The sequence below is a fragment of the Streptomyces sp. bgisy130 genome, from assembly GCF_057708345.1.
The window spans coordinates 1-13090 of the sequence record NZ_JBYISA010000074.1; the positions used below are offsets into that span (position 1 = coordinate 1).

The 13090-nt window shown below is 71.7% G+C and carries 14 protein-coding genes and 1 riboswitch; of the genes, 7 read left to right on the plus strand and 7 right to left on the minus strand.

Features of this window, described 5'->3' with window-relative positions:
- The first annotated feature begins 160 nt into the window (after nt 1–160).
- The gene (locus AC3EUV_RS37375) at nt 161–415 is read left to right on the plus strand and encodes a (2Fe-2S)-binding protein (protein ID WP_432147046.1); all 255 of its coding nucleotides are present in this window, start codon (nt 161–163) and stop codon (nt 413–415) included.
- A 70-nt stretch (nt 416–485) separates the two neighbouring features.
- On the opposite strand, the gene bfr is transcribed toward AC3EUV_RS37375, so the two are convergent.
- Nucleotides 486–962 carry a bacterioferritin gene (bfr, locus tag AC3EUV_RS37380; RefSeq protein ID WP_085927275.1) on the minus strand — a complete coding sequence of 159 codons (477 nt, stop codon included), beginning with the start codon at nt 960–962 and terminating at the stop codon, nt 486–488.
- 147 nt (nt 963–1109) lie between these two features.
- On the opposite strand from bfr, the gene AC3EUV_RS37385 reads away from it, so the two are divergent.
- Complete coding sequence (locus tag AC3EUV_RS37385) at nt 1110–1742, plus strand: sulfite oxidase-like oxidoreductase (protein ID WP_432147047.1); 633 nt, start codon at nt 1110–1112, stop codon at nt 1740–1742.
- Nucleotides 1743–1779: 37 nt separating this feature from the next.
- On the opposite strand, the gene AC3EUV_RS37390 is transcribed toward AC3EUV_RS37385, so the two are convergent.
- The 6 genes from AC3EUV_RS37390 to thiO all read right to left on the minus strand — a co-directional run bounded on the left by AC3EUV_RS37390 (nt 1780) and on the right by thiO (nt 7921).
- Nucleotides 1780–2295, minus strand: a complete 516-nt coding sequence (locus AC3EUV_RS37390; RefSeq protein ID WP_432147048.1) for a DUF4396 domain-containing protein — start codon at nt 2293–2295, stop codon at nt 1780–1782.
- A 40-nt stretch (nt 2296–2335) separates the two neighbouring features.
- The gene (locus AC3EUV_RS37395; RefSeq protein ID WP_435604830.1) at nt 2336–3235 is read right to left on the minus strand and encodes a deoxyribonuclease IV; all 900 of its coding nucleotides are present in this window, start codon (nt 3233–3235) and stop codon (nt 2336–2338) included.
- 64 nt (nt 3236–3299) lie between these two features.
- Complete coding sequence (pknB, locus tag AC3EUV_RS37400) at nt 3300–5279, minus strand: Stk1 family PASTA domain-containing Ser/Thr kinase (RefSeq protein ID WP_432147050.1); 1980 nt, start codon at nt 5277–5279, stop codon at nt 3300–3302.
- 322 nt (nt 5280–5601) lie between these two features.
- The gene (locus AC3EUV_RS37405; protein WP_432147051.1) at nt 5602–6396 is read right to left on the minus strand and encodes a thiazole synthase; all 795 of its coding nucleotides are present in this window, start codon (nt 6394–6396) and stop codon (nt 5602–5604) included.
- A gap of 9 nt (nt 6397–6405) precedes the next feature.
- Nucleotides 6406–6621, minus strand: coding sequence for a sulfur carrier protein ThiS (gene thiS, locus AC3EUV_RS37410; protein ID WP_432147052.1), 216 nt, complete (start codon nt 6619–6621; stop codon nt 6406–6408).
- 76 nt (nt 6622–6697) lie between these two features.
- Nucleotides 6698–7921, minus strand: a complete 1224-nt coding sequence (gene thiO / locus AC3EUV_RS37415) for a glycine oxidase ThiO (RefSeq protein WP_432147053.1) — start codon at nt 7919–7921, stop codon at nt 6698–6700.
- Nucleotides 7919–8031, minus strand: a riboswitch (TPP riboswitch). It overlaps the preceding gene by 3 nt.
- Nucleotides 8032–8185: 154 nt before the next feature.
- Here thiO and AC3EUV_RS37420 point away from each other — a divergent pair.
- The 5 genes from AC3EUV_RS37420 to AC3EUV_RS37440 all read left to right on the plus strand — a co-directional run bounded on the left by AC3EUV_RS37420 (nt 8186) and on the right by AC3EUV_RS37440 (nt 12999).
- Nucleotides 8186–9427, plus strand: coding sequence for an NAD(P)/FAD-dependent oxidoreductase (locus AC3EUV_RS37420; RefSeq protein ID WP_435604831.1), 1242 nt, complete (start codon nt 8186–8188; stop codon nt 9425–9427).
- A gap of 112 nt (nt 9428–9539) precedes the next feature.
- Complete coding sequence (locus AC3EUV_RS37425; protein WP_249635196.1) at nt 9540–9905, plus strand: Rv2175c family DNA-binding protein; 366 nt, start codon at nt 9540–9542, stop codon at nt 9903–9905.
- A 118-nt stretch (nt 9906–10023) separates the two neighbouring features.
- On the plus strand, nt 10024–10674 hold the full coding sequence (gene thiE / locus AC3EUV_RS37430) for a thiamine phosphate synthase (RefSeq protein ID WP_432147055.1): 651 nt from the start codon (nt 10024–10026) through the stop codon (nt 10672–10674).
- Between the two features lie 162 nt (nt 10675–10836).
- Complete coding sequence (gene metF, locus AC3EUV_RS37435) at nt 10837–11754, plus strand: methylenetetrahydrofolate reductase [NAD(P)H] (RefSeq protein WP_387249819.1); 918 nt, start codon at nt 10837–10839, stop codon at nt 11752–11754.
- 36 nt (nt 11755–11790) lie between these two features.
- Nucleotides 11791–12999, plus strand: a complete 1209-nt coding sequence (locus tag AC3EUV_RS37440; RefSeq protein WP_435604832.1) for a hypothetical protein — start codon at nt 11791–11793, stop codon at nt 12997–12999.
- Nucleotides 13000–13090 lie beyond the last annotated feature (91 nt).

Sequence of the window (13090 nt, forward strand, 5' to 3'; positions counted from 1 at the left end):
CCCCCCCCCCCCCCCCCCCCCCCCCCCCCCCCCCCCCCCCCCCCCCCCCCCCCCCCCCCCCCCCACTGCGTTGTGCAGCCCCTGCCGGGCCAGGTAAGGTAAGGGTTACCTCACTCAAGATCACTCGGATCGGTGGGGCATCCCACCGGAGGTGAACCGCGTGTACGTCTGCTCTTGCTTCGGGATCACCGAGAAGCAGGTCCGCGAGCACGCGGACACGGGCGCCTGCACGCCCCGCCAGATCGCCTCCGCCTGCAAGGCGGGCACCGACTGCGGCGGCTGTGTGCGCCGTATCCAGTCGCTGCTCGGCCGTGGGGACTGCCCCCGCCGGGAGCTCATCGACAGCGGCGCGTCCGAGCCGCTGGCCGCGGAGGCGGGCGCCGTGGCGCCCGCGGCGCTTTCGGAGGCCGCGTAGCCCTCAGGGGCGCGAGTGATCTCCCCGTGCCGGTCGGGTCGCCGCGGAGAGCGGGCATCCGGCCGCTCGCTCAGCTCGGCTGCTCGATGACCTGGGCGATGTAGAGCGCTTCCCCGAGCTTCTCGATCAGTTCCAGCTGGGTGTCGAGATAGTCGATGTGGTGCTCCTCGTCCGCGAGGATGTCCTCGAAGATATTCGCCGACGTGATGTCGCCCTTGTTGCGCATGAGCTCGATACCGCGCTTGAGCCGGTCGATGGCCTCGACCTCGACCTGACGGTCGGCCTGGAACATCTCGGTGACGGTCTGGCCCACCCGGACATGGAACAGCCGCTGGTAATTCGGCAGGCCGTCGAGGAAGAGAATCCGGTCCGTGAGGATCTCCGCGTGCTTCATCTCGTCGAAGGACTCGGAGCGGGTGTACTTCGCGAGCTTCGTCCAGCCGAAGTTCTCCTGCATCTTGGCGTGCAGGAAGTACTGGTTGATCGCGGTCAGCTCGGCGGTCAGCTGCTCGTTGAGGAATTCGATGACCTCGGGGTCGCCCTGCATGGCAGCGGGCTCCTTCCACGCGAGAACTGGGCAGGTGCCGCGCATCCTCGCACCGCCCGGAGTCAAGCGTCCAGTAAGTGCATGCTTAGTGCGAGTTGCCCGAATCTCTCCTTCCCTGGTCATCGGCACCCCTTCCGGTCTGACAACATGGAGGGCATGGGTCAGCCGGAAAGCCGCGAAGAGGAGCCTGTGGAGCTGCCTCCGGGGCAGCGGCTCCAGCGGGGCTGGCCGGTGACGCATTACGGGCCGGTCCCGAAGTTCCGCGCCGACCGCTGGGAGTTCCGGGCATTCGGCGCCACCGCCGACGGGGCGAAACACTGCTGGTCGCACGAGGAATTCACGGCGCTGCCGTACAGCACGGTCGTCGCGGATATGCACTGCGTGACGAAATTCAGCATGCTGGGAGCCGAATGGGGTGGGGTACGCACCCGGACGATCCTGGAGCTGGCGCCACCGGCACCCGATGCCACCCATGTCATGGTGTGGGCCGAGTACGGCTTCAGTTCGAATTTGCGGATCGAGGATTTTGCCGCGGAGAACTGCCTCTTCGCCACCCATCGCTCCGGTGAACTCCTCACCGCGGAGCACGGATTCCCGGTCCGTCTGATCGTGCCGCATCTGTACGCCTGGAAAGGGCCCAAATGGGTCCGCGGTATCGAATACATGCGGGCCGACCGCCGCGGCTTCTGGGAGGAGCGCGGTTATCACAACCTGGGCGACCCGTGGCGGGAGCAGCGCTACTCGTACCAGGAAGAGCCCGGCGACGGCCCCGAGCTCTGAGCCGTGGCCCGGGGGCGCGACCTGGCGGGCTCCGTGATCAGTGGTGGTAGCGGTGCACCACCGCATGCCCCTTGCCGCGGCCGATCATCCACTTGTTGACCGGCGTGGTCACCACGAAGGCGAGCACCAGGGACGCCGCCAGGACGCCCCAGAACAGCGGGTCCGAGAGCTGGGCGTCCATGGCGCTCGGCCAGAGCACGATCACGCCGTTGTCGATCAGCTCCATGACCGCGATGGAGAGCGTGTCGGCGGCCAGCGCCACCCGGAGCGCCGCCCGGAGACCGACGCCCGCCGCCAGCACGCCGCGCACGGTGAGCGCATAGCCGAAGACGAAGGCCAGCACGATCGCCAGAATCATCGTCGGGACGTTGTGCCAGCTCAGCGCCGTGCCGATCACCATGCCGAGGATCTCGCCGAGGGCACAGCCGGTCAGACAGTGCAGGGTCGCCCTGGCGGCCGGCCCCCAGCCGGCCGGGCCGGGGGCGGCATGGGGGACGGCCGCAGCGCGGGTGTCGGCTGCCGCTGTCCCGTGCTCGTGCGGTGCCTGCTCCATGGAAACCCCCAACGCAAGGTAGCGGTCCCGGCCGGCGGGCTCAGGGCGCGCGCAGCTCCTTGAGCCGGGCCACGTCCGCCGCATGGCCCTCCTTGCCGCCCGGTGTCTCGACGACCAGCGGCACCCCAGCCGTCGCCGGATGGACGAACAGTTCACCGAACGGCTCCGCACCGATGTGACCTGCGCCGATGTTCTCGTGCCGGTCCTTGTGGGCGCCGGCCACATCCTTGGAGTCATTGGCGTGGATCAGCTTCAGCCGGCCCTCGCCGGTGACGTCCACCAGCTCGTCCAGCAGCGCCTTCATCCCGCCGGGCGCCGCCATGTCGTGCCCGGCGGCGAACGCATGGCAGGTGTCGAGGCAGATCCCCAGCTTGGGATGCCGGTCCAGCGCGTCTAAATACGGACCGAGGTCCTCGGCCCGCGCGCACAGCGACGCGCCCTGCCCGGCCGTCGGCTCCAGCAGCAGCCAGGGGTCGTCCGGCTGCGTCAGCTCGTCGAGCAGGGGCCGCATCTGCTCCCTGACCTGCGCCATCGCCACCGCACGGGCCCGTCCGCCGGTCGCCGAGCCGGTGTGCACGACCACCCCGAGCGCACCGATCTCCCGGCCGCGGCGCAGCGAGTGCCGCAGCGACGCCACGGACTTCTCGACGGTCGCCTCGGTGTGCGAACCGAAGTTGATCAGATACGGCGCATGGACGTACACCGGAAGCCCCTGCTGCGCACAGGCCGCCCGGAACGCCTCGTCCTGGTCGGGGTTGCCCGGGACCGTCGCCCAGCCGCGCGGATTGGCCACGAAGACCTGCACGACCTCGTCGCCCATCTCCTGGGCGTACGGAATGCCGGTCTTCGCCAGACCGCCGGCCACCGGCACATGACCGCCGACCGGATTACGGGCACGGGCGCGCTGCCCGTCGCTCTTCGGGGAGGGGGAGGTACTCACCCTCCCAGGGTGCCAGGTGCGGCGGGGCCGCCGTCCGCCGGACCGCGCGGCCCCGCCGCACCGGCTACAGCGCGCCCTTCATCTTGATGGTGATCGTGCCGCCCTTCGGCGCCTTCTTGCCTGCCTCCACGGACTGCGAGTCGACCTCGTCCTGCGGGAACAGGAACGGCTTGTCCACCTCGACCTGGAAGCCGAGATCCGTCAGCTGCTTCTTGGCGTCCTCTTCGTTCTTGCCCGTGACATCCGGGACCGGGACCATCTCGGGGCCCTTGGAGAGCGTGAGGGTGACCGTGTCGCCCTTGCCCAGCGTTTTGCCCTCGGCCGGTGTCTGCCGGGCGACGGTGCCCTTGTCCTGGGTGGAGAAGACCGGCTCGTCGGCGAAGCGCACCCGCAGGCCCGCCGCCCGCAGCGTCTCGGCGGCGTCCGCCCGCTCGCTGCCGAGCACACCGGGCACCTGGACCTCGGAGCCCCGGCTGATGGTCAGCCCGACCGCCGTATCGGGATGCCGCTTGCTGCCCGCGGCCGGGTCCGTACGGATCACCGAGCCCCTGGCCACGTCGTCGCTGAATTCACGCCGCTCGGTGCCCGGCTTCAACCCGAGGTCGCGCAGCTTGCGCTTGGCGTCCGCGACCGGGGTGCCGGACAGATCCGGGACGGCGACGATGTTCGGGCCCCGGGAGACGGTGATGGTGACCGTGCCCGTTCCCCGGATCTGCTTGCCGGTGGCCGGGTCCGTCTTCATCACACGGCCGCGGTCCACGTTCGCGCTGAAGCCGCGCACCACCTTCACGCCCAGCCCCTCGTCCCGCAGCGTCCGCTCGGCCTTGGCCTGCGGCATGTCCAGCACCGCCGGGACGGTCGTGAACTGGCCGAAGTTGATGTACCAGACGCCCGCGCCGACCCCGAGGAGCAGCAGCACCGCCGCGATGACCGTGGCCAGTTTGCGCCGCTGGAGCAGCCCGCCACGGGGCGCCTCGGGCGGCGGCACCGGACGCAGCCGGGTCGTCTGCTCCGACGGCGGCACCTCCAGCCGGCTGGTGCGGTTCAGCTCCGCCTCGTCGGTCCCCGGCAGCGGTGGCTGTACGCCCTCGAGGCGGGGTATCACGTCCGTACGCTCCGAGCCGTCGCCCACCCCGGCGCCGAGGCCGCCCGCGGGCACCTCGTGGGCCTGCGGCGGTACGACATCCAGCTGGGCGTCGGACAGCTGCGCACGGGCGTCCTGCGCCCGGGACAGCAGCGCCACCGCGTCCTGCGGGCGCTGCTGCGGATCACGGGCACAGGCCAGCGCCACCAGCTCGTCCAGCTGCGGCGCGAGACCGGGCACCAGCCCCGACGGCGGCAGCACGTCCTCGTGCAGATGCTGGTAGAGGACCTGCGCCACGGAGCCGCCGTTGTGCGGCTTGCCGCCGGTCAGCATCTCGTAGAGCACCACACCGCAGGCGTAGACATCCACCCGGGCGTCCGCGGTGCCGTGCTCCATCTGCTCCGGGGCGAGATACGAGACGGTGCCCAGGACCGAACCCGTAGAGGCGGTGGTGTGCGTGTCCACCGCCCGCACCAGACCGAAGTCGGCGACCTTCACCCGGCCGTCATCGCCGATCAGGACGTTCTCCGGCTTCATGTCGCGGTGCACCAGACCGGCGCGGTGCGCGGCCCCCAGAGCGGCCAGAATCGGCTCCAGGACGTCCAGCGCGGCCCGCGGCTGGAGAGCGCCCCGCTCACGCAGCACATCGCGCAGCGTGCAGCCGGCGACATACTCCATCGCCAGATAGACGTACGTCCCGTCCGCGCCCTGATCGAAGACGCCCACCACATTCGGATGCGACAGCCGCGCCACGGATTTCGCCTCGCGGATGAAGCGGTCGACGAACGCCCCGTCCGTCGCCAGCGTCGGGTGCATCACCTTCAGCGCGAGCAGACGGTCCAGCCGGGTGTCCATGGCTTGGTAGACCGTAGCCATACCGCCTGCGGCGATGCGCGCCTGGACGCGGTAGCGGCCGTCGAGCAGCTGACCCACTAGGGGGTCCTGAAGGGTCGTATCCACGGCAAACGAGTGTATGGCCTATTCCCACGTTGTTGCTTTCCCGCCATGGTTGTTGCTCGCCGTTGCGCCTGCGGCGGGCGGTGCCGCTGCGCAGGCCCGTCCCCTCCCGTTGGGGGTGGGAAAAACATCGTGGGGGTGATCGTCGGTGGTCCGGTGCGCCTTGTGCATCGGGGAAAAAATCGGCCACAACGCCCGCCCCCACTCACCGTCACCGCACCCACAGCCCCGCGCAGCGGACCCCGCCCGCCGCAGGCGCAACGGCGAGAAACCACCACGGCGGGAAAGCCAAAAGCGTGGGCCGAAGGCAAAGCGCAGCGGAACGCTAAAAAGCTGGCCGCTCGGGGTCGAAGGCGGCCACCCCTTCCGTGGGGGACGACGCCACCGCGAAATGGCGACGGGGGATACGACCCGCCCGATACGCCAGCCGGCCCGCCGCCGAGGCGTACCGCATGGCGGTGGCCATCAGTTCGGGTTCCTGGGCGCGGGTCACGGCGGAGGCCAGCATGACGGCCGCGCAGCCCAGTTCCATGGCCAGGGAGACGTCCGAGGCGGTGCCGGCGCCGGCGTCGAGGATGACGGGGACGGTGGCGCGTTCGGTGATCAGCTGGAAGTTGTGCGGGTTGCGGATGCCCAGGCCGGAGCCGATCGGTGAGCCCAGCGGCATGATCGCGGCGCAGCCGACGTCTTCCAGCTTGCGGGCCAGCACCGGGTCGTCGTTCGTATAGGGCAGCACGGTGAAACCGTCGTCCACCAGGGTCTCGGCGGCGTCGAGGAGCTCGATCGGGTCGGGCAGCAGGGTCCGCTCGTCGGCGACGACCTCCAGCTTGACCCAGTCCGTGCCGAGCGCCTCGCGGGCGAGGCGGGCGGTGAGCACCGCCTCGCCGGCGGTGAAGCAGCCCGCGGTGTTGGGCAGCACCCGGATCTTGTGGCGCTCCAGTACGGACAGCACCGAGCCCTGCACGGTCGGATCCAGCCGCCTCATGGCGACCGTCGTCAGCTCCGTACCGGAGGCGAGCAGCGCCCGCTCCATGACGTCGAGGCTGGGCGCGCCGCCGGTCCCCATGATCAGGCGGGAGGTGAAGGTGGTGCCGGCGAGGGTGAACGGATCGTCGGTCATGTCTGCGGATCAGCCTCCCTGGACCGCGGTGAGCACCTCGACGCGGTCGCCGTCGCCGAGCGGGGTGGTGGGCCACTGGGTGCGCGGCACCACGATTTCGTTGACCGCCGCGGCCACCCCGGCCGGTGCCTGGGACAGCGTCGCGACGAGCCGGTCGAGGGTGAGTCCGCCGGGGATCTCACGGGCCTCGCCGTTGACGGACACGGAGACGGTGGACGTGCTCATGCGCCGGCCTCGCTTCGTTCGGCGGGCCGGCCGTCGCCGCCCGCGCACCTGTTCACGGTTCGCTCGATGTGCTCGCTCATACGGGCTGCTCCTCGGGGGCACGGGTGCGCTCCGGCCCCGGGGCGGTGGGGGAGAAACGCGCGGGGGAGAAGGGGCGGGCCTCTTCGGGGAGGCTCCCGGTGGACAGGACCTCGGCCATCGCGTCACCGGTGACCGGCGTCAGCAGCACCCCGTTGCGGTAGTGGCCGGTGGCCAGGTGGAGGCCGGGCAGGGCGGTCGGCCCCAGGAGCGGCGCGTTGTCGGGGGAGGTGGGGCGCAGCCCGGCGCAGGTCTCGACCAGCGGCAGCTCGGTGATGCCGGGGACCAGCTCATGCGCGTCCCGCAGCAGCTCGTAGACCCCGCCCGCGGTCACGGTGGTGTCCCAGCCCAGCTCCTCGCTGGTGGCGCCGACGACCAGTTCGCCGTTCTCCCGCGGCACCAGGTAGAGGGGACCGCCGCGGACGACGGCCCGTACGGTGCGCGACAGGAAGGCGGGACTGCCCGCGGGCACCGCCGGCAGCCGCAGCCGCAGCACCTGGCCCTTGACCGGTCGCACCGGCGGCAGCACCTCGTCGGGAACACCGGCGAGACCGCCGCTGTGGCTCCCGGCCGCGAGCACGACCTGACCCGCCGACAGCCGGGTGCCGTCGGCGAGTTCGGCGCCCGTGGCGCGCCCGCCGCCGGCCGTCAGCCGGACCGCCGCGCTCCGGTGGAACGCCACTCCGGCGCGCTCACACGCGGCCAGCAGGGCGCTCACCAGCCGCCGCGGATCGACCTGATGATCGCCGTCCACCCGCAGCCCGCCGCGCACCCCGGGGGCCAGCATCGGCTCCAGGCGGCGGCACTCGCGCCCCGTGAGCCACTGCGAGTCCAGTCCCGAGCGGGTCTGGAGCGCGTGCAACTCGCGCAGATGGGCACGGTCGTCGGCGTCCAGCGCGACGGCCAGGGTGCCGCACCGCCGGTAGCCGATCCGCTGCCCGGCGGCCTCCTCCAGCTCTTCGGTGAACCGCGGATAGCGCTGCGCGGAGGCGAGATTGAGGCCCAGCAGGGTCTGCTCGCCGTAGTGGAGCTCGGAGACCGCGGCCAGCATCCCGGCCGCGACCCGGGCCGCGCCGCCGCCGGGCGCGGGATCGGCCAGGGCGACGCTCAGTCCGCGGCCGGCCGCCCGCCAGGCGGTGACCAGGCCGATGATGCCGCCTCCGAGGACGAGCACATCGGGACACGGCGCGGCCGGTCCCGTCGGTGTGGCAGGTGGATGCATGATCCTTCAGCCCCTCCCTTCGCCGGCATGACCCGGATCAGGTTCGTACGGTCGGAGGCCGGCCAGCCTCCCTCTCAGCCCGGTACGTCCGGGCTCCCGCGAGTGCGTGTATCCGTCACCCTAATACGGGGCCCGGAGACGCCGTAAGGCATGGCATCCGGCCCCCAGGGGCCCGGATCCCGGGGCGGCCGACGGTGACGGTGTGTCAGAGATCTCCTTGCGTGCTGCTGCGAGCGGTGTCACGGACCGTCCTAGAGTGATCGGGTGAGCGAGCAGAGCAAGTCCTCCCAGGCACCTGACCGCACGCCGCGCGTCGTGATCATCGGCGCGGGAATCGCGGGTGTGCAGACCGCGGTCGCCCTGCGCGAACAGGGCTGGCGCGGTGCGATCACGCTCCTCGGCGACGAGCCCCACCAGCCCTACGACCGCCCGCCGCTGTCCAAGGCGGTCCTGCTGGGCAAGGCCGAGGGCTCCACCTTCGACATCGACTTCGCCGGGCTCGGCATCGAGCTCCGTCTGGGCCATCCGGTCACCGCCCTGCAACCGGACGCCCACCTCGTCGAGACCGCCGACGGCCCGGTCCCCTACGACTACGCGGTCCTCGCCACCGGCGCCGACCCGATCGTGCTGCCCGGCAGCGAAGGCATGCCCGGCGTCCATCTGCTGCGCACCCTCGACGACGCCGAGCGGCTGCGTCCGGTGCTCGCCGCCCAGCACGAGATCGTGGTCGTCGGGGCCGGCTGGATCGGCGCCGAGTTCGCGACCGCGGCCCGGGAAGCGGGCTGCGCGGTCACCGTCGTCGAGGCCGCCGACCGCCCGCTGGCCGGTGCGCTGCCCGCCGAGGTCGCCACCCACATGACCGGCTGGTACACGGACGCCGGCGCCGAGCTGCGCACCGGCGCCCGGGTCGCGTCCGTCACCGCGGGCGCGGTCACCCTCGCGGACGGCACGACCCTGCCGGCCGACGCGGTGGTCATCGGGATCGGCGCCCGGCCCGCGACCGCCTGGCTGGCCGGCTCGGGCGTCGAGATCTCCCCGCAGGACGGCTCCGTCCTCGCCGACGACCGGCTGCGCACCTCCGTGCCCGATGTCTACGCGGTCGGCGACTGCGCCTCCTTCCCGTCGGCCCGCTACGGCACCCGCCTGCTGATCCACCACTGGGACAACGCCCTCCAGGGCCCCCGTACGGTCGCCGAGAACATCGCCCGCGGCGACGCCGAGGGACTGGTCTACGACCCCGTGCCGTACTTCTGGTCGGAGCAGTTCGGCCGCTTCGTGCAGTACGCGGGCCATCACGGCAACGCCGACGAGCTGGTCTGGCGCGGCGACCCGGCCGGGGCCGCCTGGTCGGTGATCTGGCTGCGGGAGGGGCGGCTCGTCGCGCTGCTGGCTGTGGGGCGGCCGCGGGATCTCGCCCAGGGGCGCAAACTGATCGAGCGGGGTGTCGTCCTGGACCGCGAGCGGGCCGCGAACGCGTCCGTACCGCTGAAGTCCGCCGCCGTGTAAGGCACCGCGGCCGCCGGTTGCCGGGCGGCGGCCGTCACCCTCCGGTGTGCACGAAGCCCCTGATGGCGATGCCCGGCTACCGGCTGTCAGTGCGAGGTGGCAGGCTTGTCCTGTGACCGAGATTGACGCAAACATCGATGGACTCGTCCCCGCCTGGCTCACCCTCCCCGACATCGCCGAACAGCTCGGCGTCGAGGTGACGCGCGTCCGGCAGCTGGTCAAGGAGGGCCAGCTGATCGCGGTGCGCCGCGGCGAGAACCGGGCGCTGCATGTGCCCGCCGATTTCATCAAGGACGACAAGGTGGTCAAGGGCCTCGTCGGCACCCTCACCCTCCTCAAGGACGACGGCTTCACCGACGAGGAGATGCTGGAGTGGCTGTTCACCCCGGATGACACCCTGCCCGGCACGCCTGCCCAGGCGCTGCGCGAGAATCGCGGCACGGAGGTGAAGCGCCGGGCCCAGGCGCTCGCCGTCTGACCCGCCCCGCGCGGCTCGCTCCCGGCCGGCCGCCGCACCCGCATCCGTAACCGCACCCGAGGGGCGTACGCGCCGGAAGGCCCGGCCGTACGCCCCCGACCTGGGGGGAAGCCGCCCGATGAGCACCGCACGACAGGCCCTGTCCGACGCCCGGCTCTATCTCTGCACCGATGCCCGTAAGCGGCAGGGCGATCTGCCGCAGTTCCTGGACGCGGTGCTCGCCTCGGGCGTGGACATCGTCCAGCTGCGCGACAAGGGCATGGAGGCCGGTGAGGAGCTCCGGCACCTGGAGGTCTTCGCGGATGCCTGCCGGCGGCACGGCAAGCTGCTGGCGGTCAACGACCGGGCGGATGTCGCCCATGCGGCCGGCAGCGCGGTGCTGCACCTCGGCCAGGGCGATCTGCCGGTCCCGGCCGCCCGCGCCGTCCTCGGCCCGGACGTCCTCATAGGCCGCTCCACCCACGCGGAGGCCGAGGTGGACGCCGCGCTCACCGAGCCCGGCGTGGACTACTTCTGCACGGGCCCGTGCTGGCCCACGCCCACCAAGCCGGGCCGCCACGCCCCCGGCCTCGACCTGGTCCGCCACACCGCCGCCCGGGCCCCCGAGCGCCCCTGGTTCGCGATCGGCGGGATCGACGCCGGAAATCTGGATGAGGTACTGACCGCCGGCGCCCGCCGGGTCGTCGTGGTCCGCGCGATCACCGAGGCGGACGACCCGGGAGCGGCGGCCGCCGCCCTGGCCAAGCGCATCCGGACCTGGGACGCCTGAGCGCTGCCCGGGATCGCCGCGCGGCGGCGGTCGACGGACGAGCGGCGGTTTTCTGTCGTCCCGGCGACCGGAAAATGTCCAACCAGTGGACATGAACCCGACCAACCAGGCATTACGCCGAAGACGGTTGGTGTGCGCCCCGCTGCTGGTTAACCTGCCGGTATGGCCCTAGGTACAGCTTCCACCAGGACTGATCGTGCGCACACGGTGCGCGAGCTGCTTGCTTCCGGCAAGCAGTCCTATTCGTTCGAGTTCGCCGCCCCGAAAACCGAGAAGGGTGAGCGGACCCTGTGGAACGCCATTCGCCGGATCGAGGCCGTCTCCCCGACCTTTGTCTCCGTGACGTACGGCGCCGGCGGCACCTCCCGTGACGGCACGGTGCGCGCCACCGAGCGCATCGCCACCGACACCACCCTGACCCCGGTCGCCCACCTGACCGCGGTCAACCACTCCACGGCGGATCTGCGCAACATCATCGGCCAGTACGCCGACGCCGGGATCCGCAATATGCTCGCGCTGCGCGGCGACCCGCCCGGCGACCCGATGGGCGAGTGGGTCAGGCACCCCGACGGCGTCGGCTACGCGGCCGACCTGGTCCGGCTGATCAAGGAGTCCGGCGACTTCTGCGTCGGCGTCGCCGCCTTCCCCGAGATGCATCCGCGCTCGACGGACTGGGACACCGATGTGGCACACTTCGTCGCCAAGTGCCGGGCCGGTGCGGACTTCGCCATCACCCAGATGTTCTTCTACCCGGAGGACTACTTCCGGCTGCGGGACCGGGTCACGGCCGCGGGTTGCTCCACGCCGATCATTCCGGAGATCATGCCGGTGACGAACGTGCGCCAGATCGAACGGTTCGCTCAGCTCAGCAATGCGGCGTTCCCGCCCGAGCTGGCCGAGCGCATCCTGGCCGTCAAGGACGACCCCGCGGCGGTACGCTCCATTGGGATCGAGTACGCAACGGACCTGTGCGCACGCTTGATGGCCGAGGATGTTCCCGGGTTGCACTTCATTACCCTGAACCACTCCACGGCGACCCTGGAAATCTACGAGAATCTGGGGCTGCACCAGCAGTCCTGATCACGGTGGCCGGCGAGCGGCGGAAGAGGGGCGTATATGGGCTGGACGATCCTCTACATCGCGTTCGGTCTGGTCGCCCTGTGGCTGCTCGGTGAGGTGCTGCTCCAGTACAAGGCGCGGCTGCGCTGGCGGCTGCTCGCCTTCACCGGCTTCCTCTCGGTGGTCATCGGCGTGATCATCCCCTCGGTGATCGTGATCGGGCTGGGCCTGATCGCCTTCGCCATCGGCCAGACGCAGGTCACGCTCTCCTTCCGCCGCGGCTTCACCACCGGCTGGGCGCTCGGCGGCAAGCCCGGCGAGAGCCGTCGCCGGCGGGGGCGCCCGGCCGGCCCGCCGCCCGCCGAACCGACCCTGGAGGTCTCCGGCCTGGAGGCGGTCCCGCCCACCGGCGCCGCCGCCCCGGCTCCCGACCGCGGCCCGGACACCTTCGAGAGCACCGGCGGCTTCCAGAGCCGGGACGCCTTCGACGGCACCGGCGGCTTCCAGAGCCAGGACGCCTTCGCCGCGCAGGAAACCATCATCGGCCAGGGCGCCTTCCCCGCCCAGGACACCTTCGCCGGGCAGGGCTCCTACGGCGGGCCGGGCTCCTACAACTACAACGCCGACGACGGCTACCGGAACCAGGACCCCTACCAGCAGCAGGAGCAGGACGCCTACGCCACCCAGCCGTTCGCCGTCCAGGACGACTACACCCGGGCCGACACCACCGCCGTCTACGCCCCGCAGCCGATGCCCGACGAGACCGGCCAGTACGGCATCTACAGCCCTGATGCCCGGGGCCCGCAGAACGACTACGGCTACGACGCCTACAACGGCGCCACCGCCAACGGCAACGGCTATGCGTACGACGGGAGTTACGGCCAGGGCCCCGCCGCCCAGGACCCCTACGGCGACCCGTACGCGGCCTACGGCGACAACCCGGGCCAGGGCGGCCAGGCGCCCTACGCCGACAACCTGGGCCAGGGCGGCCAGGCGCCCTACGCCGACCCGTACCTCGGCACCCAGCAGTACGCCGCGCCCTACGACCCGTACGAGCAGCCCGACCCGTACGCCCAACCCCCCTACGGCGCCCAGCAGTACGACAGCCAGGGCCAGCCGCTCGGCCAGTACCCCGGCCAGGGCTACGGAGAGACCCCGCCCGGCGGCGTCTGGGTCCCCCAACAACGCGACACGGAGCTCCCGCCGGAGCAGCCCTATCCGCCTTACCAGCAGCCGGGGTACGACGGTCAGCCGTATCGGTTCTAGCCCGCGTTTTTGTCTTTCCCGCCGTGGGTGTTGCTCGCCGTTGCGCCTGCGGCGGGCGGGTGGGTGTCGGGTGCGGTGACGGGCCTCCGGG